This window comes from Shewanella sp. 0m-6, assembly GCF_052977325.1.
In genome coordinates this window covers 1-25,341 of the sequence record NZ_JBRIMD010000018.1, presented here as the reverse complement: position 1 = coordinate 25,341, position 25,341 = coordinate 1, and the positions used below count along the sequence as shown (strand labels likewise).

Below are 25,341 nucleotides of genomic sequence, written 5' to 3'. Positions count from 1 at the left end.
TCTTAAACATCGGCACATTCCAAGTGCTCTGCTATTCCACAAGGCTACAACCCATGTCATCCAATGAAAAAACTTTCCGCGAACTCGGTCTAAACGAGTCTTTAGTGCGTGCTCTTGACGATCTTGGTTATGAAAAACCAACACCGATCCAAGCCGCAAGTATCGAGCCTCTTATGGCGAGTAAAGATATTTTAGGTCAAGCGCAAACTGGTACTGGTAAAACAGGTGCTTTCGCACTTCCTTTGCTAAACAGCATTGATCCAAATACTAATGCACCACAAATTCTAGTGCTAGCACCAACACGTGAACTTGCCGTTCAGGTTGCTGAAGCATTCGCTAGCTACGCAAAATACATGAAAGGCCTACACGTTCTGCCAATTTACGGTGGACAAAGCATGCAACAGCAGTTAAATGCATTGCGTCGTGGCCCTCAAATCATCGTTGGTACTCCAGGCCGTGTTATGGACCATATGCGTCGTGGCACACTAAAGCTTGATACATTAAAAGCAATGGTACTTGACGAAGCTGACGAAATGTTAAAAATGGGCTTCATCGATGATATCGAATGGATCCTTGAGCACACGCCTAAGACTCGCCAACTAGCGCTATTCTCGGCAACTATGCCTGAGCAAATTAAGCGTGTTGCTAACAAATATTTAGATAACCCTGTTCACGTTAAAATCGCGGCAACAACTTCTACAGTTGAAACCATCGAGCAACGTTTTGTTCAGGTTTCTCAACACAACAAACTTGAAGCACTAGTACGTGTTTTAGAAGTTGAAAAAACTGAAGGTATTATTATCTTCGTACGTACTCGTAATAGCTGTGTTGAACTAGCTGAAAAGTTAGAAGCACGCGGTTATGCATCTTCACCACTACACGGTGACATGAATCAGCAAGCACGTGAGCGAGCTATTGACCAACTTAAACGTGGCCAACTAGACATCATTATTGCTACTGACGTTGCTGCACGTGGTCTTGACGTTGAGCGTATTGGACACGTAGTTAACTACGACATCCCATATGATACTGAAGCTTATGTTCACCGTATTGGCCGTACTGGCCGTGCTGGTCGTACAGGTATGGCGATTCTTTTTGTTACACACCGTGAAATGCGTATGCTACGCACTATCGAGCGTGCAACTAACAGCCGTATCGCTCCAATGGACGTACCAAGCCCTGAGACAGTAACTGAGCGTCGTCTTTCTCGCCTTGGTGAGCAAGTAGCTGAAATTATCTCTCAAGATTTAGAGTTCATGAAAGGCGCAGTGGCAACACTTTGTCAGCAATTAGAAGTCGATACAGACATACTTGCTGCAGCACTACTTAAGCAAGTGCAAAAAGATCGTCCATTGCAACTCCATACAATGAACGAGCGTCAACGTGATAGCCGTGATGACCGTAATTCACGTGACCGTGATGACCGTGGTTCTCGTGATCGCAATGACCGTGGTCCACGTGATCGCAGTGACCGTCCACGTCGTGAGTCTCGCCCAACACCTTCAAACCTAGGTGCAGCGGATTCATTGAAGGACAACCCAGATGTTAAGATGTGTCGTTACATCATCGATGTGGGTCGTGACAATGGTGTTGGTGTAGGTAACATTGTTGGCGCTGTTGCTAACGAAGCGAACATCGACAGCCGTTACATTGGTCAAATCCAATTGTTCGACCAAGTGACTGCAATTGACTTGCCAGATGGCATGCCAAAAGAAGTGTTACAGCACCTTAAGAAAGTGCGTGTTTGTGGTCGTCCACTAAACATCCGTGAAGCTGCTGGTGAGAAGTTTGAAAACACTTCAGGTGGCGATAGCCGTCCACCACGTCGCCCACGTACTTCATCAAGCGACCGTCGTCCTTCAGGCGACAGACCTTCTGGTGACCGTCGTCCTTCTGGTGACAGAAAGCCGCACCGTAAAGGTCCAAAAGACGCTGAATAAGTCTAACGAGCTGCAACCTCTGTTGCAGCCAAACTAGACATAAAGAAAAGGAGCCATTAGGCTCCTTTTTTGTTTTAAACCCTAACGTCTCTAGGTAGCACAAATAACCCAAGCCCGTTATAAAGAGCAAAAAAAGCCACAAAACTTAAAGTAGCTTAATCATTTCAATAACTTAAGTTCTTGCTTGAACTTGCCTTAACGCCCTGTGTTTTTGCCAGATGGGAGACAGCTGCACCGCAATCACCGATACGACAATCATGACTATCCCAGTAAACGATAACGGGTCGATAAATGCCCCTTTTATCAAATCGCTCCACCAACCTAAACTCACTACCACCGCCGTTAAGCCTAAGCTGAGTACTGGAGTTAGTGCCAACATGGCGCTAACCTGCCCTGTAGGCCAGTACTTCATCGATTGCCCAAAACAGCCATAGGCTATCAAAGTGTTGATGGCACAGAAGATGGCTATCGCCCATTCGCTAGAGTTCATGCGAGCAAACTGGCTTAAGTCACTAAAAGGAGCCATGGCAAAAATACCAAAGAAGTAGATAAACAAGAGAATGTTATTCGGCGATAAGCGTTTAATCATCGACTTTTGGATTAGCGCATAGCTAGCCCAAGACAGCACTGAAAACTGAACAATCAATACCCCTTTCCATACTTCTGACGACCCAGATCCTGACAAGTCAGAGTTTGAAAAGCCTAAATAGGGATGAAAGAACATCAACATGCCTAAAGCCAGTGTGGCAAAGCAGCTAAGTTGTATCGCATTTAGGCGCTCTTTAAAAAATAACACACCACCAAATGCGAGAAAGAAAGGCGCAGTTTGAAAGTTAAGTTGAGCAGAACCAGGCGCCAGATACTTAAGCGAGTAAACAAAAGAGACGTAGTTAAAAATTAACAACACACCAGCCAGAACCAGCTTGAGCCAAGACCGCTTATCGAGCCCCTTAAATTGTTTGATGCTGCCACTGAAGTATTGAATGGCAAAACTGACCACTAGGGCAACCAAAAAGCGGAACCACGTTAAGGTAACGGCATCAATAAATTGACCAGATAACTTAAGTGCTATCGGCAAAATGCCCCAAAAAAGTACGGCGACTGAAATAAAGATAAAACCGAGTTTAAACTCTGAGCGCTGAGTTAGCGGATCCATGGGATATGGCTCGTTGCAGGAATAGAAGATCGCAAATAGTGCCTCATTGATCCCTATCGGTCTAGTGGGCTAATCGATTCTCTTATAGAGATGACTGTCTTTGTCTTGCAGCGCTTTAAGCTTCAGCAGACAAGACTCACAAATACAATCAGTTCCAGTTAAACTTGCCAGCTCATCCGCGGCTAAAATATGCGTTAATAAACGCTTATCTGGAAACTCTTGTTTACTGCACCAACATTGCTCTATACCTGTACCAGTTTGCGCAGCACAATGATTAAATCCCTGACATAGAGGGCAGCGATTATCGCTATCGAGTGGGGCTTGATGACTCATTGAGGTGAACTCACTAGTGTTAACGGTCTGCAGGATGGTTAATTCCATCCATTAGCGGGATATCGCCAAGATTATAGGGGTTAATCCCCTCAATACAAGCCACGTTCACACCAAATTGCTTAGGGTTTGAGCGGCGTTGGTGATGAGTATAGATCCCACAGATCCGACAAAAATAATGCTTCGCCGTTAACGTATTAAACTGGTAGAGCGATAATTTCTCAGCCCCCTTAATAATCGTTATACCGTCGAGTGATGCTGACGTAACCACCGCTCCCCTTCTGCGGCACATAGAACAATCACAACGGCGCAAGTCTACAAGGCCATCCGGTAAATTCAGTTCTAGTTCTACTTCGCCGCAATGGCAACTGACTTTATATTGCATCGTGCTCTCCCTATAATACAAAGTCAAAGCGGGCTCAAATCTCGAGCCCTGCAATGCTGAAGGTGAGTATTATTCGCCTTTTTTAGGGTTATTGATAAAAGATTTGCTACCTAGTACCGCTTGCCCATCAACACTCTGACCATAGTAACCTTGGTGCATATGGTACTCTTGTTTCAGCTTGCCAATATCGCCTTTAAAACGTGGATCTTGTGGCCGCTCATGAGAGTTAATATAGGCCGCGACATCCCAGGCTTGTTGATTGCTGAGCTGAATACTCTTACCAAACGGCATATTTTCGTAGATGAAGTAAGCCGCAGTATTTACTCTATGCATGCCAGCGCCCCAATTAAAGCTCTGCGGCCCCCATATTGGCGGTAGAGAATACACTCCTGCAGTCTCATAGCCTTGACCATCTACATTGTGGCAAGACTGACAGTGAGCCTGGTAAACCGCTTTTCCACGCTCGGGCGAGTAAGCTTGCTCTGGTGCCGGAATTTTAGGATAGGCTCTGCCTGGCAAATTGGCGCGCTGCTCAAGTGTCATCGCATTTTTGACCGCCGCAGGGAATGGAAAATCATCGCGCTTACCTCCCTTTAATAGCTCAGCATCACTTAACTCTGGTACCTTAGCAGAAAGACCCGCCATATCCATTAGCCCCCCCATCCCCAACCAATAAGAATACGCAGACAAGGCAACTAAGTCTTCGCTGCCCGAAGCTGGCGGCTTGCCATTCATAGAATAAGTAAAGCAGCCTTGGAGACGATCTTGATAGGTATTCACTTTGTCGTTTTTCTTACGATAGGCAGGATAGGCAAAGTAAGCTGCCCATATGGGAGCGGCGTTCGCTTTACGACCCGCATCCATATGACAGTTTGAGCAATTAAGCTCATTACCTACATATTGGCCGCGCATCTGTTGTGAATTAACAAAAAGCTGATAACCTCGGCGAACTTTGTCGCCAAATGCGCCTTGTGGAATACTCGTCAAAGGACGTGGAACCAGGTATTGCTGGCCCTCTTTTTTGGCTGAGGCATCAAGCTCTGCTTGCTTATCGGGTAAAGTTTCAGCTTGAGCAGCAAAATTAAAGGCGAGTAAAAGCAAACTTAATTGAGCTATTTTCATGGTTTGCTCCTATTTCAATGTGGCAAAATATTGTGCTAATGCGTCAATTTCGGCAGCTGTGAGCTTATCAGCAACGGTGCCCATCACGTTATCCTGATCGCCACTGCGCGTACCATTTTGCCAGGCTAACAGCTGACTTTTAAGGTAAGAAGCCTGTTGACCAGCTAAACGTGGAAACTCAGCAATGCCTAGACCTGATGGCCCATGACAAGTCACGCAAGCTGGCATAGTACGACTCCAATCCCCTTGGTAAACGAGCCTCTCGGTAGTGTCCGTATAACTCACTATCTCCCCTCTAATGTGCGGAGTTACTACAGGAGCATCTTGCGCTGCAAAGTAATCGGCAACCTCTTTAATCGCTGGGCCTTGAACTGTCATCGCCATCGGTGCCATAGTCGTATTTTGTCTTTTACCAGATTGAAACAGTACTATTTGGTTCACAATATAGTCTGCTGAAAGGCCGGCTAGCCTCGGCCCTAGTGGCTCAACGCCTTGACCTTGCGGGCCGTGGCAGCTACCACATAACGCTGCCGAAGGCGGCATAGCAGCGTAAGTTGATGAGCTCAGCATCAGTAAAGATGCCATTATTAATCCACTTTTCATTATCATACCTCACTGTTTTTTATATAAATAACAGTAGCAGCTTTAGCTAAGATTACTCACTGTAGATTGAAAAATATCATAATAATATGACAGCGAGGCTCTAGAGTGCGGCAATATGCTGCGCCACCGCCTCTTATCACCAGTAAGTGATAGCGAGCAGACAGCTTTCATATGCATAAATAACAAAGCTCAGAGAAAGCTTGCTGTAAAACTTAACGCTCTAATACCATCCATAAACAGCATAAAAAAACCAACAGCCTAGGCTATTGGTTCAGTTTATTGCTCTAATTAATTATCTGTTTATTGACCTGGACGAACCCCTAACGTGTGGCAAATTGCGTAGGTGAGTTCGGCACGGTTTAATGTATAGAAGTGGAAGTCTTTAACGCCTTCACGAGATAAGACTTTAACCATATCAATCGCCACGTTAGCACCAACCATCTGACGAGTGGTTGCATCATCTTCTAGGCCTTCAAACTGACGGTGTAACCAGCTTGGAATTGAAACGTTAGTCATCGCCGCAAAGCGTTTAGTTTGATTGAAATTAGTGACAGGTAATATGCCTGGGACGATTTCAGCGTCGATGCCTGCCGCCGCGCAGCGGTCACGAAAACGCAAATATGACTCTACATCGAAGAAAAACTGAGTAATGGCACGGTTAGCTCCGGCATCAATTTTCTTTTTCAAGTGGATCAAGTCGGCTTGAGCATTGCTCGCATCAGGGTGCACCTCAGGGTACGCAGCAACTGAAATATCAAAGTCAGCAACTGAGCGCAGTAAGCGAACAAGATCGTTAGCAAAACGCGTTGGCTTTGCGCTTCCCTCTGGCAAGTCACCGCGAAGGGCTACAATGTCACGAATACCGCTGTTCCAGTAATGCTTAGCCAGTTCTTTTAACTCTTCGTCACTCGCGTCAACTAACGTTAAATGCGGTGCAGCCACTAAGTCGGTTTCTTTTTGAATACGTTCTATCACGCCGTGGGTTCTATCACGAACGCCAGAGTTGGCACCGTAAGTTACAGAAACAAACTTAGGGTTTAATGGCTCTAAACGACGAATAGAGTTCCAAAGTAACTTTTCCATCTCTGGAGTTGAAGGCGGGAAAAATTCAAAAGAAACGTTAATGTCACCATTTAGCTCAGATAGGCTCTGGTTTAATGATGTTGCATGTTGTGCGTGATGAAAACCCATTTCTACTTCCTCAACTTCAGCATTAGATTGCAATCCGAAACAGACGTTTGGACGTCTATATGTCCATATACTAGAGAAACTGAGAGTGAAGTCAAGCGCAAAAAGCAGGCAAGTGAGTTTTTTTCTTGAGACAGTAAAAAATCCGCCTTTTGAACAAGATGGTTTAGAGCTGAAAATAAAAAAGGACTCAAACGAGTCCTTTGTAACAGCAAAAATGTGAACATTATTCTTGCAGCAAATCTCTGCAAATATGCGCTAGGTCCGACTGCACGGCAGCAGCTGTGACTAAGCGACCCGCACCCGGCCCACGAATTATCAATGGGTTATCTTGGTAGAACTCGCTACGGATCACGAACACGTTATCGCCTGGTGTTAGGTTAGCGTAAGGGTGACTATTATCAACCCATTGTAAGCTCACCTCAGCCTTTAGCTTGCCATCCACCTTATCTAAAGAAGCCACATATCTCAGAACTTTATCTTGCTCTGCTGCAGCCTCAAACTGTTGCTGCATATCTTCATCTAACTCGCAAATTCGCGACAAAAACTGCTCTAGCGGCAATTCAGCCAAGTTAGCAGGTACCAAAGACTTAAGTTCGATATCTTCTAGCTCAATCTCAAAGCCTATTTCACGGGCTAAGATCAGTAGTTTACGTTGCATATCACGGCCAGATAAATCATCCCTAGGGTCTGGTTCAGTGATCCCTAAGCCCCTCGCCTCAATAACCAATTCCGAGAAAGGTTTCTTCGCATCAAAGTTTTCAAATAACCAACAAAGTGTGCCAGAGAAGATCCCACCAACCGCCTCTATGCTGTCACCACTATTATGCAGATCGTTTAAGGCATGTTGCACAGGTAAACCTGCACCACAACTGGCGTTATAACGCCAAAACAGGCGACGATTATCCAGTTGCTGCTTAAGCTCTCGGTAAAAAGGTAATGGACCTGATCCTGCAAGTTTATTAGCACTTACAACATGTATTCCGCGGGCAAAAAACTCTGGATATTGCAGAGTTAAATCAGCGCTGGCACTAATATCGAGCGCAATAACTTCATCACACTCCAGCTCATGTACCTCATCAAATAAGTGACTATATTGCCAAGGCGTCGCATGCTCTTCAAAAACCTGTTTCCAAGTATCAAGCTCAATACCTTCATCGCTAATTAGTGCCTTGCGTGAGCTCACTAAACCAACAAGCTCAACACTGGCTTCTAACTCTTTATTAAGCGCCGCCTGGGCATTGCTAAACAGATCGACCCAAGCTTCACCAATATTGCCCACCCCTAGCAATAGCACACCAATGCGCTTACGTGGACCGGCGCAGCGACGATGAACTTTTTGCGTTAGCAGGTTAACTTGCCCTTGCGGCACTAATGTCACGAGACTCATGCCATCGTTAAATAGTGGTCTGGCGTTACGGCTCAATAATCTGGCAAATCCACGACGGTAAAGGTTTGCATCGGCGCTGACTAACGCAACTAGGCCTAAGTCTTCGGTGATCTTAATATTACTCACAGCTAATGCTTCACGATTAACATCAAGCAAAGCTAACACTTGCTTCTGGTTTTCAAGCGTTACGGTCAACTCAATTCGGTTTTGCCCAAGCTCCCAATGAGCAAGTGGGCTCAAGCCTGTTTCTTCAAGCAAGGCGATAAACTGTTTAAAATCGCTCTTCAGCTCAAGATTAAACAAGGCAACGCTACTTAAGTTTGTCACCACTGGCGCACTTGCCGAAGAACTCTTAGGTGCAATCAAGGTAAAGTCTGTGTGGGAGGCGTAACTTGAACGCACAGCCAGACTCACTTGGGTATCAAATAGTGGCTGCAAAGTACGATTATGCAGTACCGGTGAGCCTAAATGGGCTAAACGGTTTGCCTCAGCAAGTGAAAGACTACTCAGCAACTTTGCATCGTTGATCTTATTCGGATCGGCGTTAAATACCCCTTCAACGTCGGTCCAAATCGTGACCCGCTCAATATCCGCTAAGCTAGCAATCAAGGTGGCACTAAAATCAGAACCATTACGCCCTAACAGTAAGGTATCACCACGCTCATTAGCGCAGATAAACCCCGTAATAATTAGCCGCTCATTTGGGTGTGCTTCGGTCATCAGATGCACACGCTCGCGAGACTCTTGCAAGCGAATTTGCGGCACTGCGCCCTCATCAGCAATCAGTAAGGTGCGAGCATCGACATCCGACGCCGCAACCCCTGACTCGCGCAGCAATGCAGCTAATAGGCGCGCTGACCAACGCTCACCAAAGCTGACTACCTGGCTGCTCTGATAGTCATTAATTGACTCTATCGACAATAGACTGATCAGCTGAGATTTATCGGTAGATAAACGCTCTCTTAAAGAACGTGCCTGCTCATTTGAGAGCAATTGCTCAATCAAATTTTGCTGAAAGCTAATGAGTGTCTGCAGCTCTTCTTGCCACAACTGTTTAGTGCTACTTAATTCGAGCAACTTATACAGGAAATTAGTACTTTTACCGGCAGCTGACACCACAACTAAATCGTCGCTGTGGCCATGCGTCAGCAAAATATGAGCAACGCGACGGTAACAGTCTGCATCCGCTAGACTTGAGCCACCAAATTTATGTAAGTGACAGCGTGCCATCGTATACCCCTTTAATTAACAAGCGGCTGCAGCATTAAGCGCAGCTTCAATATCGGCAACAAGATCGTCAGCATCTTCGATACCAACAGAAAGACGGATAAGCGTATCTTTTACGCCAGCTTCAGCGCGAGCCTCTGGCTCCATCGCCCTATGTGTCATGGTCGCAGGAACGGCCACTAAACTTTCAACGCCGCCAAGACTTTCTGCAACTGAAAAATAATTTAGATTTTTTAAGAACTCCACCAACTGGGGCTCCCCACCTTGGAGCTCAAAGCTCAACATGGCGCCAAAACCTTTTTGCTGCTTGGCCGCAATCTCATGCCCCGGGTGATCTTTAAGCCCTGGGTAATAAATTTTGGATACAGCTTTATGATTGACTAGGGTATCAAGAATTCGTTGCGCATTCGCCTGATGTTCGCGAATTCGTACTGCAAGTGTGCGAATTCCGCGCAAAGTGAGATAACTATCAAATGCTGAACCCGTTAGCCCTAATGTATTTGACCACCAATGCAGCAACTCTCCGACTTCAGGATCTTTAGCCACAACAGCGCCGCCCACCACATCACTATGACCATTAATATATTTTGTCGTAGAATGGATCACGATATCGGCGCCAAGTAATAACGGCTGTTGCAAAATAGGTGACAGAAAAGTGTTATCGACGACGACTAACGCGCCGACTTCATGGCTAGCCGAACTGATAGCTTCAATATCGACCACGCGAAGTAAGGGGTTCGACGGTGTTTCTAACCATACCATCTTAGGTTTTTGCGCTATCGCCTGATTAAGTGCCTGTGAGTCAGTCTGATCCACTACTAGCAACTTAAACTGACCTTTCTTGGCAAGGTTAGTAAATAAACGGTAACTGCCGCCATAACAGTCATGTGGCACGACAAGTAAATCATCTGGCCCGAGTAGATTTGTCGCCAAGGTGATTGCCGCCATACCAGTGCAAGTCACCACTCCCGTCGCACCTTTTTCAAGTTCGGCAATCGCATCGCCAAGAATGGAGCGAGTTGGGTTACCCGAGCGGCTATAATCGAAGTCTCTTGGATTTTTATGACCATCAAAAGAGTAGTTAGTTGACAGGTATATTGGCGGTACAACAGCGCCATGTTGGCTATCGGACTCAATGCCTTGACGCACTGCCGCGGTGGCAAGTTTACGCTCGGTCATGTACTACTCCTTAGTTACTGATTTTCTTATTAGAGATGTCTGGACGTCTAAATGTACCTAAGCACATCCTCCTCGTCAACCACTTTAGACGTTTAGACGTCCATGCATATAGAAATCTATTTGCATTTATCATAAATAAGAGGCAATAATTTGACTGCACAATTTAAAGGGTTAAAATCTGCCCCGAATTTTGAAATTACAGGTGAGTCAATGACTGAGTGGAATGGCGATTATATCAGCCCATATGCTGAACACGGCAAAAAGAATGAACAAGTGAAAAAAATTACTGTGTCCATTCCTTTGAAAGTACTTAAAGTACTTACCGATGAACGCACACGCCGCCAGGTGAATAACTTGCGTCACGCCACAAACAGTGAACTGTTGTGCGAAGCATTCCTGCATGCATACACAGGCCAGCCACTGCCAAACGATGCCGATCTAACTAAAGATAAACCCGACAGCATGCCTGCTGAGGTTAAACGTCTAATGGATGAAATGGGCATTGAGTGGGAAGAACTTGAATAATCTTCATTGATTATCGACAAACATGATCTCCAGATAAGGACTGCTTAGCAGTCCTTATCTGCTTCTATACCACTATAAACGTGTAGCCGACTGATAGTTTGCCTGTAAATCGATTCACGCCATCGTCACTGATAGGCCAACCTTTATTCGTTCCCATATAAGCCGTCTTGGCTGGATAAACAGATGATCGAACCCATTACATTACTACTTGCCTCACTGATTATCTTTTGTGGCGCACTAACCCAAAGTCTTATCGGCTTTGGCCTAGCCGTCGTTGCAAGCCCCTTGCTGTATATCGTCGATCCGAGCCTAGTACCTGCACCTGTTATCATGATGGGATTCTCTATTGCACTGCTGACCCTATTTAGAGAGCGAGGTCAGCTTGAGTTTAATGGCCTGCAATATGCACTCTTAGGTCGTATTCCTGGCGGCATACTCGGCGCGACGTTGATTTTAATTGCGCCGCAACCGATTTTAGGTCTGGCGATAGCCGCGATTGTGGCATTGGCGGTTGGTTTAAGCTTGATGAAATTTAGCATTCCAGTAAATCGATTTAGCTTATTTATCGCAGGCATTTTATCCGGTATTTTTGGCAACATAGCCGCAATTGGTGGGCCGCCTCTTGCCATCTTGCTTTCCGGTAAAGATGCAGGCCAATTTCGCGCCGCCTTATCGGCCTTCTTTATCTTCAGCTCGATGATTGCTTTGATCATTTTGGCATTTGCAGGCTTGCTGACCTTGCATCACTTTTATATCTCTTTAATGCTATTACCCTCTGTGATTTTGGGATATATCGTGGCAGGGCGATTAGTAGGACGAGTCGACAAACAAAAAACCAGAGCGTTAACTCTGGCTTTATGTGGCGGCAGTGCGCTTATCCTAACCATTAAATCAACGATAGAGTTAATGGGTTAGCGTTACTCGTTAGAAATGGTAGGAGGTTTGCAGCACGCCTCCTACCGCATTGTCATCACCAAACATACCGGTGAAGTCTAAGAAAAACGAATCACCGAAGGCAAAGCCTGAACCCAATGAATAGAGATTAGCTGTAGAGTCTTTCATATCATGGCGATAACCCACTCGTAGCGACATCCAATCAAAGGCTCTAACTTCCCCCCCTAAGCGCCAATATTGAGTACCATCGAGCTCTTTAAACTTCTTATTTTCAATCAGATCGATATCTGTGGTTACCGATAAAATACCCCAGTCATAAACCACTCCAGCGGTTACTAAGGGCTCTACGCGGTAGGTAAACTTTTGCCCTTCAACTTCTATGGTATCCACATCCTGGCTAATCAAGTTTCTCCCCGACAGACCTAGCGTCAGCCCTTCAAATGGTTGCAAGGCGACACCGATATCGAGGTTAAAGTTAGTCTCATCATTACGGTACTTAACGTCGTCAAAATCACTGGCATCAAAGTTATTCGCATTGGCAATATAGTTATAGGTGTCAACGCGCTGAAACTTTGGCGATATACCCACTGCAATCGGCATATTGACGATAGAAAGTGGAAAACTCAATGCAATACCTAAATCTGATACTGCGCCGCCTACTACTTGCCCTTGAGAGTCTAAATCAGAAATTTGTGGTGGATTATTAGGATCTAAATTATTGAGGGTATTGATATCTGACTGCGCGATATTAGCAACGCCGACGGCGTTGACATAAGTCTTATAGAAGATTGCCATCGGCATTCTTTGATGTGGAATGGCCACGCTGAAACCAAGCCCTGCACTCGCATAGGCTGAAGTGCCCTTTAACGACTCTAAATCAGCTACTAAATCATCACGAAATTGATTAATATCACCACTATTGCCAGTATCAATCGCATCAGCTAAGCCATCGTATGAGTCAATCAGCGAATCAAACTTATCTATCATGTCATCGCTATCAGCCATATCGATTCCAAGAACAGGCATCAGCAGTACTGCAGAATTGTCTTTATGCGCATTAATCGCGAGTAAGGCAGGATTAACAAAAGCCGCCCCCTCTTTATTTGAAGCTGCAACGCCCGCTCCCCCCATAGCATCGCTTCGAGCCTCATAATATTCTTGCCCTGCATGGGCTGAAAAGCAATGTAACAAGGCACAAGCTAGTGCTATTTTCTTTAGGTTCATCCATTCCACCTTTTAATGTCCTTAACGCTCTAAGCAGCAATACGACTCAAATCGAAAAAAGGTTATTTTTGTTCTTAAGATATTCTAAGACAAAATCGACTAAAATGGATGATAAATTTAACTTTAAATAAACATTTATATAGCAAAATGTTTGCCACCCCAATCATCAGTAACAAACCGATTAAAGGGGGCTCAACCTTATTTCAATTCAATTTTTTGGCAACGCCACATATTCCATAAAGTGCTGTGTAGTGAAATCAATAAACTGCCTTAATCGAGCTGGTTGAAACTGATCTTTGTTATAAAGCAGATAAAGCGGTGTATCCGATATGGTCCAATCTTCAAATACATGCACTAATTCACCGCTATCTAACTCCGTGCTACAGTAAATTTCAGGTAATCTGACAATACCATTTCCTGCCAACGCACTACTTTTCATCACGCGGCCATTTTTACATAAGAAAGTGCCAGCAATCGTGACCTCTGCCTTTTGGTTTTTATCGCTACGAGAGTGATAATTCCAGTGGTATACCGACCCGGTAATACAGGCATGGCTCTTCAACTCTTTTGGATGCAGAGGACGACCGCGCTTAGCAATATAAGCCGGCGATGCCAGTGTACAATTGGCAATGTCCATCAACTTTCTCGCCACCAAGCCTGAGTCTTCAAGCTCTCCCATTCTGAAGACCAAATCAAACTCATCAAGCACTAAGTCTACTCGCTGGCTACTAAAATCAAGATGGATTTGAATGTTCGGATGTTGGCTCATAAAGTCGTTCACCAGTTGGTTGACGATCTCTTCACCGATATAACCACCAACGCAGTTAATATTGATTTTTCCCTGCAAGTTATGGGCGTTATCAACCGTCTTGGCGACGGCTTGCTCCATAACATCTAAGGCATGTTGGCAGCGCTCATAAAAAAAGCTGCCCTGCTCTGTTAATCGCTGCGCCCTTGTTGTGCGAGTAATTAGGGTCACTCCCAGGTAGCGTTCTAATTGCGTTAACTGCTTTGAAAGGTGAGAACGAGAGCAACCTAGCTTTTCAGCCGCAAGGGTAAAACTGCCTTTCTCTGCAATCACGGTAAAGGCGCGAACATCTGCTAAATTTAGGTCTTGATACATGAACGGCAATCCATTTTATCTCGGTATTTTGACGAGCATTAGAAGTCATATGTAAACAATCATATTCTCTATAGATTATATATCAACAATATTGGTTTATATAAAATAATCATCAATCGAGATCCTACCCCCTTATTGAGGCTGATATGAAACAATTAATCGTTATTACAGGTGCATCTTCTGGTATTGGTGCGGCAATGGCTAGAGCCTTTAGTGCTAAGGGTCACCCGTTACTTTTACTGGCACGCCGCATTGAACCTATGCAAGCTCTGGCACTTGATAATAGCTTATGCGTCAGTGTTGACGTAACTGATGCAGATGCAATGAAAAGCGCTATTGCTGCAGCCGAAGCCAAGTTTGGCCCTGTAGGTTGCTTAATCAATAACGCTGGAGTCATGCTACTGGGCGCAGCGGATGTTCAAGATCCAGCCGAATGGAGTCGTATGCTTAACATCAACGTGATGGGTGTACTCAATGGTATTCACGCGGTTCTTGCCGATATGAAAGCGCGCAAAACAGGCACCATCATCAACGTGAGCTCAATAGCAGGCCGCAAAACATTCCCCAACCATGCGGCATACTGTGCCACTAAGTTTGCTGTACATGCACTCACAGAAAATATCCGTGAAGAAGTCGCCTTAGATGATGTGCGTATGGTGACGATTGCGCCTGGGGCAGTTGAAACCGAATTATTAAGCCACACCACCAGCGAAGAGATCAAAGCGGGTTACAACGAGTGGAAAGAGTTCATGGGCGGAGTGATTGAGCCAACAGCGGTTGCTGATGCAGCCGTGTTCGCCTTCGAGCAACCACAAAATGTATGTGTGCGTGAAATCGTATTAGCACCTACGCGTCAACAGCCTTAATCTTCCCTCACACAAGTTAATGCCCTTCCAGTCTTTCTGCTAGGGCTTTTTATTAACAGCAAGTCAACCTAGTTATCACTTTAGGGATAGCTAAAACCCAAAAACGTGACACAGACCTCGCACCAAAAACACTCCGCAAGACAAAAACAGATAATCAAAATCACACCCAAAACCACAAAACCCTTTAAAAACAACAGCAAGCGCACATACATCAACCTCCATTAGATTTTATTCAATGATATTTTTATCAATTAGATTTTTATCATGAATATGATCAAGCTCAATATTTAACCCAACAACACCTGCTAAATTTAGTAACAACACGAAAGCATTTTTAAAGCATTTGATTAACCACGCGAAGGACGGCATCAAACCTATAAAAAAGTAAGGAATTGATGATGAAAACAATCTCAAAAATCGGAATAGGCCTTGCCCTTGCGCTGTCTTTGGGGCTTCAAGCCCAGGCTGCAGACGGCGGTAACCCTAAAAAGGGTAAGCACCTTTATAAAAAAGAGTGTAAAGCCTGCCATAGCAAAGGTGATGTGGGGGGAGAGATCACTCCAATGACAAAAACCATGAGCCAGTGGGATCGCTTCTTTAAACGTATGAAGCACAAAGGTGATCAAGAAGCCTTTAATGCGCTATCTGAAAAGGACTTAAAAGATATTCAACAGTTCCTTTATGACCATGCGGCTGACTCAGATCAACCGCAAACCTGTGGCTAAGACGCGGTAAGCCGACTTACCACCATTCTTAGATTCTCAGAGTAACCAACAGATAAATTAAAAATGGGGAAAGCCTCAGGGCCTCGTGCTGCCAAAAATCAGCCAAGTCCAGGTTGCCCCTCAACATCAATCGAGACAAGACAACAGCAAGATAAGTCAAACCTCGAAAGGAGAGATGTTATGCGTACCCTTATATCACTACTCGTTGCCAATGCTATCGCCTTATCTGGCAGTGTATATGCCAATGAAAACGACGCTCAAAAAATTTCAGATCTAAAGCAACAGCTAGAGGACATCACCAGCGAGATTGACGATCTCAATGATCGCGTCGATAACAATGAGCGCCACTCCGCCCTCGACAGAATTTTGATCACTGGCGACTTTCGTACCAAAGCTCACTCACTTCACTATCAAAACGTGACCTGGAACCCTGCAATAAAGGTCAATTTTAGTGACTTTGGTGCCAAAGCGATGTCCGGCGTATTTGGCATGCCAAATGATCCAAGCTCACCTTTAGGCAAGATGATGGCAGCAGATCCGAATTTAGCGGCGGCATTCCAAAGTGGTCAGCTTCAGGGGATCATGCCTTATGTTTTAGCTCAAAAAACCACTCAAGATATCGATAACGATATTTTTTACACCACAAGGTTACGCCTCAATTTAAAAGCCAAAGTCTGGGACAACGTCAGTTTTGCGGGCCGGCTCTCTATGTATAAAAACTGGGGCGACTCTACCGGAGTGCAAGTATTCGATTCTTGGCGCTCATTTACCATGGATGGCACCAGCAGCGGTAACACCAGTGGCGACTGGCTAAGAGTCGAGCGCGCTTATTTCGACTGGAAGAACATCAACGGTTCACCATTCTATCTCTCCATTGGACGTCGGCCTTCAACCTATGGCCCCCCAACCCAATATCGTGAAAATGAGCAACGAGGCGGAACGCCATCAGGTCACTTAGTCAACTTTAACTTCGATGGTGCCACATTAGGATACAAGCTCGGAGAATTGACCGGAGTCGATGGCCAAGTTGTGCGTATCTGTTATGGCCAAGGCTTTGAATCCCAGTGGGGTAATGGCGAAATGTTTGGCGATATCGTCACCAAAGATACTCACTTAGGTGGCTTTAATATTGATGCGATAAATGATGGCAAAAACTTTCTTCAATTCACCCTCTTTGGCGCCAAAGATGTCAATGATGGCTTTAAAGGCACCATGGCCTTCCCGACTCAGCTAGCGGGCATTTTTGCGCCAACTATGTATCAAGATATGCAGAAGTTCAGCAACTTTAACTTTGAAACTCGAGTACAGCCCAGCGGTGTTATTGGCGATATGTTCTTAGGTGGGATCGGCTTTGCACGTGAAGAAGATAATGACGTGAAATGGTTTATCTCTGGTGGTTGGACACGCGCTGATGGTAACGGCAACGCAGGCATGTTCGGTGGCATGTTAAGTGATGCCGTTTTTGAAGCTCAGCTTAACGCCGATGGCACTGAGATCATCATGATGCCAAGTGCCGCTGACGACAGTGGTCCAAAAGAGGGTTACGGTGCCTATGTCGGTATTCAGATCCCTGCCCCATACGGAAAATTTGGTCTCGAATATAACTATGGGTCTAAATACTGGACCCCATTCACGCAAGCGCAAGACGACCCTATCGGCAGTAAGCTAGCGACTCGTGGCCATGTCGGCGAAGCCTATTACATGTTTGATATCAATCCACGTATGTTTATCAAGCTTGCAGGTCTCTACTATGACTTTGAATATACGGGTAGCGGCACGCCTGTAGGAGCACCTCAAGATATCGATGAGGTTATCGCAGGCACGGCTTACTCAATGTTACCCGTCGTCGACACCGCCTTTGATGTTAACGCCTCTCTCACCGTCAACTTCTAACAAAAATGGATTCCCCCTCGGCTAATTACCGAGGGGATGGAGATTCGTCATGAAAACCATAGCTATCACACTCAGCCTGCTCACTATGCTCCTACACTGCACTAGCACCTGGGCAGCCCAAGACCATAGTGAGTTTATCCAAGGGCCATTTGCAACGGGTTCAGACGTTACAACTCAGTGCATAGAATGTCATGAAGATCATGCCGCAGACTTTATGAAATCATCACACTGGACCTGGGAACTAGAGCAGTCTCTTCCTGGGCGCAGCGTAAAGCGTGGCAAGAAAAATACCATTAATAATTTCTGTGTTGCGATCTCCAGTAACGAGCCCCGCTGCACAAGCTGTCATGCGGGTTACGGCTGGAAAGACAATAACTTCGACTTTACCGATATGACCAAGGTCGACTGTCTTATCTGCCACGACACCACCGGCACCTACGTCAAAGACCCTGCTGGCGCGGGTGAAGTCTCAAAGAAAGTCAACCTTGAACGGGTGGCGCAAAATGTAGGAACACCTGTGCGAGACAACTGCGGAACCTGCCACTTCTATGGTGGCGGGGGCGATGGCGTCAAACACGGCGATCTTGATTCTTCTATGTCTTACCCAGACATACGTACCGATGTGCATATGGATACTGACGGTAATGACTTTCAGTGCCAAGACTGTCACGCCACGCTCAATCACCAAATAACAGGTAATGCCATGGGCGTCTCACCTGGAGGTAATAACCCAATCGGCTGCGTAAACTGTCACGAGAGTACGCCCCATGAAAACAGCAAGCTTAATGAGCACAGTCAAGCGGTTGCCTGCCAAACCTGTCATATTCCTGAATTTGCTAAAAACGAACCAACAAAAATGAGTTGGGACTGGTCAACCGCGGGCTCTGACCGGGAACAAACCCGAGATGAATATGGCAAGCACAACTACATGAAAAAGAAAGGTGACTTCGTATGGGCTAAGAATGTTATACCTCAATACGCCTGGTATAACGGTAAAGCCGATGCTTATATGGCTGGCGATAAAATACAGCCTAACGCTGTCACTAAGCTGACTCATCCTTTAGGCAACATCAAGGATCCTAAAGCCAAAATCGCACCTTTTAAAGTACATACGGGTAAACAGATCTACGACAAGAAGTTAAATATCTTCATCACCCCAAAAGTCTTTGGTAAAGATGGCTACTGGAAAACTTTTGACTGGGATAAAGCTGCTCAACTGGGCATGGCGCAAAATCAAACTATGGCCGAAAAAGGACTTAAGTACAGTGGTGAATATGATTTTGCTGCCACAGAGATGTGGTGGCCAATCAACCATATGGTTTCACCTAAGGAGGATGCCCTCAAGTGTAAGGATTGTCATAGCAAACAAGGCAGACTCGATTGGCAAGCCTTAGGCTATGACGGAGATCCGATGAAAGTGAAAGCAGACCAAAAACACGCAAAATAACATTAACAGCAACGGATAATCATCAGTAATAACGACCCATAATCCTGCCAACTGACCTTGCAGAGACTCCAGTAGTAAGGTGATTCGTCAGCCAGCATTATCGACATCCGCTGGCTGACTCTTTTTCATTATGCCTTTTAGTTAACCGCCTCTCCCCCTTGTGCACCCATAAAGAAAACTCTTCTAATGCTTCTTTTTGACTATATCCATGCCGTTAAATTTAAGTTAAGTTACTGTAAACACCCATTTATGGGCTATCATTTAAACACTGTTTTACTCCGTCTAGGATGAGGTCAGCAAATGAGAAAAAACTTAAGCTTAATAAACAGTAATCGGGCTTGGGCCGAACTGTTTCTTTCCTCAATCTTCATCAATTTGCTCTCACTTGCCCTCCCCTTTACCATGCTGCAAATCTACGACCGTATTTTACCGAATCAAGGCTACGGCACCGCAAGTGTGCTGGTCTCTGCCGTTGCAGTCGCTATCTTGCTGGAGTTACTACTACGCTATGCTCGTAGCTGGATGTTGGCGTCATCCGCGGCTAACTTTGAGCTCAAAACGACCACTAACCTTGTTAGCGCCCTGATGCGTTCTGATTACCATCATGTGGAAAATCTCGGAGCGGGTAAGGTTTCTAATGGACTGGCAAGCATTGCTGCCATTCGTGAACTCTATTCAGGCCAAGCCTTAGTTGCCTTGATGGATTTTCCATTTGTCCTGATCTTTTTAGCACTCGTCGCCTATATAGGTGGCCCACTCGTGTTTATTCCCATTATCGTTTGGGCGCTTATTGGGGCCTTGGTGCTAGTGATAGGCCAAAAATTAACCCGAGTCACTGAAGCGTTAGCGCTAACAGATAATGAACGCTCTCGTATGCTGATATTGGTATTGTCGGGGTTAACCACGGCAAAAGCCTTAGCAATGGAGACGCGACTATCGACAACGTACAATGAGATCAATTACCGCCGTCTTGCACTGCAACAACAGGTCGACTGGCTTTCATCCAAGCTACAAGAACTTATTCAAGGCGCATCCCAAGGTACGACCTTATTAATCGTACTGATTGGTTGCTTGGAAGTGCTAGATGGAGATTTAACGACTGGTGGCCTAGCCGCTTGTTCAATTTTAGCTGGACGCGCAATCGCTCCTCTTAGCGCAATCATCAGTTTACGATCTCGACTCGTATCAGCTAAAACAGCCATGTCTCATGTCGATGATTTAGCCAAGCTACCTCTAGAATCCTTTAACGGTCACACTCAGTATCATCAAAAACTCCCCCTTGGGCCGATTACCTTTGAAGCTGCAGCAAGTCACCAAGTAGGCGCAAAACTCGCGAACTTTAACCTGAATATTCCTTCGGGTAGCTTAGTGACTATCACATCAGATCCACTAACCCACGCCAGTTTATTATTGAGTGTTGTTGGCGCATTTCACCATTTAGAGCAAGGAACAATTTATATCGCAGGCATTGCACAGCTAGAGCATAACGCCAACGAATATCGCCAATCAGTCACCTATGTATCCCCCTGGCCCACTCTTTTTGCGGGCAGCCTACTAGAAAATATGACCATGTTTAGACCGGAGCGAGAATCAAGAGCGATGGAGATAGCCGAAGCTTTAGGTTTGACGGTGAGTATCGCGAAACTCCCCGCAGGTTACCAAACCGAAGTCGGCGTGAATGACAGTCAAATGCTTAATAAGGGGGCGATTAAGCTCATTGCATTGGTAAGGGCGTTAGTGCAGTCACCTTCTATTTTATTACTCGATGAGCCATTGATCTCATTAGATACCGACTCACAGGTGCGCTTGCTGACAGTACTTAAACAGTACCAAGGCAAGATGACCATATTGTGCGCCTCTCACTTTGACACCCTTAACAGTCAAAGTGATTTGCGGGTCAATGTCAGCGCAAATGGCGAGTGTGAAATACTGCCAACAACATCACCGGCACAAGGATGAATATGATGACGACAGATCCCGTAAGTGTTCATTCTGAAAAGCAGCCTGACATGCCAGAGCTAAAACCCATACTCATCAGTTTATTTCAACAGCTTGGACTTTTTGCTCAAGCGACCAACTTAATCAATGACCAAACGTTCCAAGATATTGATACCTCTCAGTTAGCAGGCTTACTCAAGAAGCACCATATCGGCTTTTCAGTGTACAAGTTACACCAGCAAGCCATCGCTCAATCGATCCATCCATTTATTGTGGTACCCGAAACTGAGCCCGCCTTTATTGCTCGCCGCCGTGACGAGCTATTTGAAGCTTTCGATATCGCTACAGATCAATGGCAAAGCATTCAAGAAAGTGCCATCCCCAAACCTGCACACCTGTTTGTTATCGAATACCTGCCAAGCAGTAAACAAAATATTCGCGCCTTTGCCGCGCACATGAGCAAAAGGGCTAAATGGTATCGTCCAGTATTTTGGCTTAGTTTGCTTTCAAGCCTGACAGGCCTGGCTGTTCCCCTGTTTACCATGGCGGTTTACGATAAAGTCATTGGTGGGCAAGCTCCCAATGTACTCCCCAGCATTGCACTCGGCGCAGCGCTCGCATTGGGAATATTAGTCGCCAGCCGATTAACTCGCGCCAATGTATTAGCCACCACCAGCAACCGTTTCGCCAGAGATCTTTCCGATCTGACCTTTAGACGACTACTCAGCATGCCTTTGATGGTGCTCTCTCGAGTGGGGATCTCCAATCATATGGCAAGAATGCGCAACGCTGAAAAAGTACGAACTTTGTTAGCCGGTCCCGGCGGCGCAGGCTTGGTCGATCTGCCATTTACCCTCATCGCCTTTGTGACCATCGCCCTACTAAGTGGTTGGTTAGTCATCGTCCCCATTGTGATGCTATTGCTTTTTTACCTCGTAATGAAAGCTGTTAATAGATATGCACAATCGGCTTCACCGACGATTAGTGGTGATTATCAAAACTCGATTAATGAGCTAGCAAAGAACCTATTACAATTAAAAACCAGTGGAGAAACTGACGGCTGGAATACTAAATTTGCTCGTCAATGCAAAGAGAACTGTCGACAAAACTTTTTATACGCAAAACGCAATGGCCTTAATGCCGCCGTCGCTCATGCAATGAGCCTGCTTACTGCGTTAGTCACCGTATTTACAGGGATTTTCTTGGTGTTAAACCAGAGCATCAGTCCGGGAGCACTCATCGCTTGCGTCATGCTGATTTGGCGGATCACGGGGCCGGCTCAACTGGCTTTTTCCTCCAGCCAAAAAATCACCATGATGGGCTCTGCAATTACTCAGTTTGATCGTTTTATGCAAGCAAGCACTGAACAAAACGAGCTTAGGCTCGATACACCCGATACACATCAAGCACCCGGCATCAGCTTTCAACATGTAACGTTACGCTATTCTGCAGACTTAGAGCCATCCCTAGCCGGTGTTACCGTCGATATTGAGCCTGGAGAAAACGTTGCGATTATCGGTCCAAATGCTTGCGGTAAAACCTCAATGCTATTGGCGGCGATCGGTGTTGTTGAAGCCCAAGCTGGCTATGTCACAGTCAACAGTAAGAATCTTAAGCAATATGATCCTGAAGCTTTTAGACAGTGGGCCGCTTTTTGTCCTGCAGAACCGGACCTATTTCCTGGCACCTTAGCCGAGAACCTGCGCATAGCAAAACCTGAAGCGACAGATGCGGAGCTGACTAAAGCCTTAAAAGACGCAGGAGCAAACTCACTGCTCAATGCACTTGGAAATGACTTAAACATCAACCTATTTAATCGCGGTCACACGCTTCTCTCTGCTGTTGAAGGTAGCTATATTAGTCTGGCTCGCGCCTTACTTAAGCAGTCCAGATTTATCGTACTAGACGAACCCATTGCTAACCGTAACCCTATAGCTAAGGCGCAACTCCTCAAAACCTTTAGTGAACTTAAAGGACAGGCAACGGTGCTATTTACCAGTCATGACCAAGAGTTGATCCAGCAAGCCGACAAAGTCGTAATTTTAGATAAAGGTGCTGTGGTTTACGCCGGCCCCATTCCAGAACAAGCACCTCAGCAACCACCAGCTGCGTCATCTCAGGAGAACCTCTCTAATGGATAATCGACAACTAGCAAATCGAGTCTGGCCTGAGCACGAGTTTACCGATGCGATTGAGGCGCCAGCGGAGCGAAAGCTGATCAAGCGTATTATTTTGCTTATCACAGGCTCTATCCTGATCATGCTGCTGTGGTCTATTTTTACCCATGTTGAAGAGATCTCTAAGTCCAAAGGCCAAGTGGTACCGCTAGGACATAGACAGGTTATTCAAAGCCGTACAGGAGGCACCATTGCTTCTGTTGAAGTCGAAGAAGGCGATGTCGTTAAAGAGGGCGATATACTTGCCACCTTTGTCTCGATTGACAGTCAATCGGCAGAGGAGGAGCTCGCCAGTAAACGCGCTAATTTACTACTCAAAATTGAACGTTACGATGCCTTTATCGATAAGCGTGACGCCGACTTTACTGAGTTTGCCATTGAGTACCCACAACTGGTCAAGCTACATACCGCCTCACTTAAGCGTATGAATGAGGAGCGCACTGCTGTAGCAAGGCTTTCTGAGTCAGACATTGCTAAATCCCAAGCTGAAATTGACGGCTTACAAGCAGAAATTCCACCGTTAAGCGATCAGATTAAAACCGCAGAGCAGACACTTAAGATGATGCAATCGGTCACCGAAGTGCAAGCTGTTTCTAAACTACGTATTTTAGAGTCGCAGCAAAAGCTTGATGCCTATATCCGTGAGCTAAAAAGCATGGAAAGTAAGCAACAAGTGCTGGCCAAAAACTTGCTCAATTTAGAGCAACAGCTGAAACAGAAACAAGCAACCTTGCTCAAAGAAGTTGGGGAAAAACGTACCGATGCTCAGGCTGAACTGCTGGGTATTATTGCCCGCTTAAAATCATCTGGGTCTCTGGTCTCTGAAAATACCATGACCGCCCCCGTCGATGGCATTATTCAATCCATCCCCTCCACGTCATCTGGCAGTGTTATCCAACCAGGTGGAACGGTTGCCGTAATTGTACCTATGACCAAAACCGGCTTAATGGAAGCTAAACTCTCTCCGCGAGATATCGGCTTCGTTCGTGTTGGTCAACCTGTACGGATCAAAATTGATGCCTTTGACTACAGTCGCTACGGCGCCCTTGATGGCATAGTCAAACGGATATCTCCGAGCACCGATGCCGATGAAAAAGGCGGCGTATTTTACAAGGTGCAAATTGCCATCGATAAACCCTATTTTTCCGATAAACCGGGTCAGTTTGATCTAATCCCTGGCATGACTGGTGAAGCAGACATCGTCACTGGAGACAAAACGGTATTTCAATATCTATGGAAGCCTGTATTTACTAACGTAACCGAAGCTTTTGGTGAGCGATAAAGAGGATGTAAATAATGAGTCATGACGAGAATAAGCACACATCAGCCTCTAAAACACCTAATAACGCCACCGATAGCGAACACGCGCAGCAAAAAAAACGCGATCAAAAATCGAAGTTAAAAGCCAAACAACTCGACAAAGATGTTGCTCGCTTAAAAGCAAAAGAGCTTCGAGATACCGAGAAAGCGACAAGCATTGGTAATAAAGATCTCGTTGCCGATAAATCTTGGAGCGCCGCCACTCCCATAGCAGATGTAGACACTAGCCCCTCAAACAAGGCAGCCACCGCAAGCGAAGATCCTCTAGCATCCACACGTTCAAATAATGACAATGTACAAGCTCAAGCATCAGCTATCCAGCCCAGTAAAGACGAGCAAGTTACCCCTCCAGCATCACAAGATAGCCAAGCTCAACAAGCAACAGGAACACGTCCGCATAGCGCTATCCAAACTTCAGGTTTCAGAGCCGGAGCACATTTTCATGCCACTTCAGATAAAAGCCCCGAGTTAAGCACGATTGCACAACCGCTGACCTTTAGCGCAAATGAGCATAATCAGCCTCATTTTACGGTAGCGATGACAACTGATACTAATGCTCAGCAAGTCAGCACCCTGCAAAATAAACCCACTTTAACAACTACCGAGACTGGCACTGGCACTGGCACTGGCACTGGCACTGGCACTGGCACTGGCACTGGCACTGGCACTGGCACTGGCACTGGCACTGG

21 protein-coding genes are annotated in these 25,341 nt (G+C 45.7%); 11 read left to right on the top strand and 10 right to left on the bottom strand.

Translation table 11 applies throughout. The features are described from left to right. Window positions 1-53: 53 nt before the first annotated feature. Window positions 54-1,940 (top strand): DEAD/DEAH box helicase, encoded by a 1,887-nt coding sequence (locus tag ACVBJC_RS14095; protein ID WP_447161488.1) that lies wholly within the window; start codon window positions 54-56, stop codon window positions 1,938-1,940. 172 nt (window positions 1,941-2,112) lie between these two features. On the opposite strand, the gene ACVBJC_RS14090 is transcribed toward ACVBJC_RS14095, so the two are convergent. The 8 genes from ACVBJC_RS14090 to metB form a co-directional block, all read right to left on the bottom strand. Next, window positions 2,113-3,096: a DMT family transporter gene (locus ACVBJC_RS14090; protein ID WP_447161487.1), complete on the bottom strand. Its 984-nt coding sequence runs from the start codon at window positions 3,094-3,096 to the stop codon at window positions 2,113-2,115. Between the two features lie 69 nt (window positions 3,097-3,165). Next, window positions 3,166-3,429 carry a cysteine-rich CWC family protein gene (locus ACVBJC_RS14085; RefSeq protein WP_447161486.1) on the bottom strand — a complete coding sequence of 88 codons (264 nt, stop codon included), beginning with the start codon at window positions 3,427-3,429 and terminating at the stop codon, window positions 3,166-3,168. A gap of 19 nt (window positions 3,430-3,448) precedes the next feature. Beyond that, window positions 3,449-3,811 (bottom strand): GFA family protein, encoded by a 363-nt coding sequence (locus tag ACVBJC_RS14080; protein ID WP_447161485.1) that lies wholly within the window; start codon window positions 3,809-3,811, stop codon window positions 3,449-3,451. 69 nt (window positions 3,812-3,880) lie between these two features. Further along, entirely contained in the window at window positions 3,881-4,933 is a 1,053-nt protein-coding gene (locus tag ACVBJC_RS14075; protein WP_447161484.1) for a c-type cytochrome, read from the bottom strand. Window positions 4,934-4,942: 9 nt separating this feature from the next. Then, window positions 4,943-5,518, bottom strand: a complete 576-nt coding sequence (locus tag ACVBJC_RS14070) for a c-type cytochrome (RefSeq protein ID WP_447161483.1) — start codon at window positions 5,516-5,518, stop codon at window positions 4,943-4,945. Window positions 5,519-5,836: 318 nt separating this feature from the next. Next, a complete protein-coding gene (gene metF, locus ACVBJC_RS14065; protein WP_447161482.1) occupies window positions 5,837-6,727 on the bottom strand; it encodes a methylenetetrahydrofolate reductase in 891 nt (296 codons plus the stop codon). Between the two features lie 223 nt (window positions 6,728-6,950). Then, on the bottom strand, window positions 6,951-9,344 hold the full coding sequence (locus tag ACVBJC_RS14060) for a bifunctional aspartate kinase/homoserine dehydrogenase II (protein ID WP_447161481.1): 2,394 nt from the start codon (window positions 9,342-9,344) through the stop codon (window positions 6,951-6,953). 15 nt (window positions 9,345-9,359) lie between these two features. Then, window positions 9,360-10,520 (bottom strand): cystathionine gamma-synthase, encoded by a 1,161-nt coding sequence (gene metB / locus ACVBJC_RS14055; protein ID WP_447161480.1) that lies wholly within the window; start codon window positions 10,518-10,520, stop codon window positions 9,360-9,362. A gap of 210 nt (window positions 10,521-10,730) precedes the next feature. Between metB and metJ the strand changes: the two genes are divergently transcribed. Then, entirely contained in the window at window positions 10,731-11,045 is a 315-nt protein-coding gene (gene metJ / locus ACVBJC_RS14050) for a met regulon transcriptional regulator MetJ (RefSeq protein WP_012153825.1), read from the top strand. Between the two features lie 183 nt (window positions 11,046-11,228). Further along, window positions 11,229-11,960: a sulfite exporter TauE/SafE family protein gene (locus ACVBJC_RS14045; protein WP_447161479.1), complete on the top strand. Its 732-nt coding sequence runs from the start codon at window positions 11,229-11,231 to the stop codon at window positions 11,958-11,960. Window positions 11,961-11,969: 9 nt separating this feature from the next. On the opposite strand, the gene ACVBJC_RS14040 is transcribed toward ACVBJC_RS14045, so the two are convergent. Beyond that, entirely contained in the window at window positions 11,970-13,163 is a 1,194-nt protein-coding gene (locus tag ACVBJC_RS14040; protein ID WP_447161478.1) for a conjugal transfer protein TraF, read from the bottom strand. A gap of 208 nt (window positions 13,164-13,371) precedes the next feature. Next, window positions 13,372-14,286 (bottom strand): LysR family transcriptional regulator, encoded by a 915-nt coding sequence (locus ACVBJC_RS14035; protein WP_447161477.1) that lies wholly within the window; start codon window positions 14,284-14,286, stop codon window positions 13,372-13,374. Between the two features lie 146 nt (window positions 14,287-14,432). Between ACVBJC_RS14035 and ACVBJC_RS14030 the strand changes: the two genes are divergently transcribed. The 8 genes from ACVBJC_RS14030 to ACVBJC_RS13995 all read left to right on the top strand — a co-directional run. After that, window positions 14,433-15,152: an SDR family oxidoreductase gene (locus ACVBJC_RS14030; RefSeq protein WP_447161476.1), complete on the top strand. Its 720-nt coding sequence runs from the start codon at window positions 14,433-14,435 to the stop codon at window positions 15,150-15,152. A gap of 395 nt (window positions 15,153-15,547) precedes the next feature. Next, window positions 15,548-15,877 (top strand): c-type cytochrome, encoded by a 330-nt coding sequence (locus tag ACVBJC_RS14025; protein WP_447161475.1) that lies wholly within the window; start codon window positions 15,548-15,550, stop codon window positions 15,875-15,877. A 180-nt stretch (window positions 15,878-16,057) separates the two neighbouring features. After that, window positions 16,058-17,770 carry a DUF3373 domain-containing protein gene (locus tag ACVBJC_RS14020; RefSeq protein WP_447161474.1) on the top strand — a complete coding sequence of 571 codons (1,713 nt, stop codon included), beginning with the start codon at window positions 16,058-16,060 and terminating at the stop codon, window positions 17,768-17,770. 49 nt (window positions 17,771-17,819) lie between these two features. Further along, window positions 17,820-19,217: a tetrathionate reductase family octaheme c-type cytochrome gene (locus ACVBJC_RS14015; protein ID WP_447161473.1), complete on the top strand. Its 1,398-nt coding sequence runs from the start codon at window positions 17,820-17,822 to the stop codon at window positions 19,215-19,217. A gap of 300 nt (window positions 19,218-19,517) precedes the next feature. Continuing rightward, window positions 19,518-21,176: an ABC transporter transmembrane domain-containing protein gene (locus ACVBJC_RS14010; protein ID WP_447161472.1), complete on the top strand. Its 1,659-nt coding sequence runs from the start codon at window positions 19,518-19,520 to the stop codon at window positions 21,174-21,176. 2 nt (window positions 21,177-21,178) lie between these two features. Further along, window positions 21,179-23,296, top strand: coding sequence for a peptidase domain-containing ABC transporter (locus tag ACVBJC_RS14005; protein ID WP_447161471.1), 2,118 nt, complete (start codon window positions 21,179-21,181; stop codon window positions 23,294-23,296). Next, window positions 23,289-24,614 (top strand): HlyD family type I secretion periplasmic adaptor subunit, encoded by a 1,326-nt coding sequence (locus ACVBJC_RS14000; RefSeq protein WP_447161470.1) that lies wholly within the window; start codon window positions 23,289-23,291, stop codon window positions 24,612-24,614. The genes ACVBJC_RS14005 and ACVBJC_RS14000 overlap by 8 nt, the downstream gene beginning before the upstream one ends. Before the next feature lie 14 nt (window positions 24,615-24,628). Then, window positions 24,629-25,341: hypothetical protein (locus ACVBJC_RS13995; protein WP_447161469.1), on the top strand; the 713-nt coding region annotated here is incomplete at its 3' end.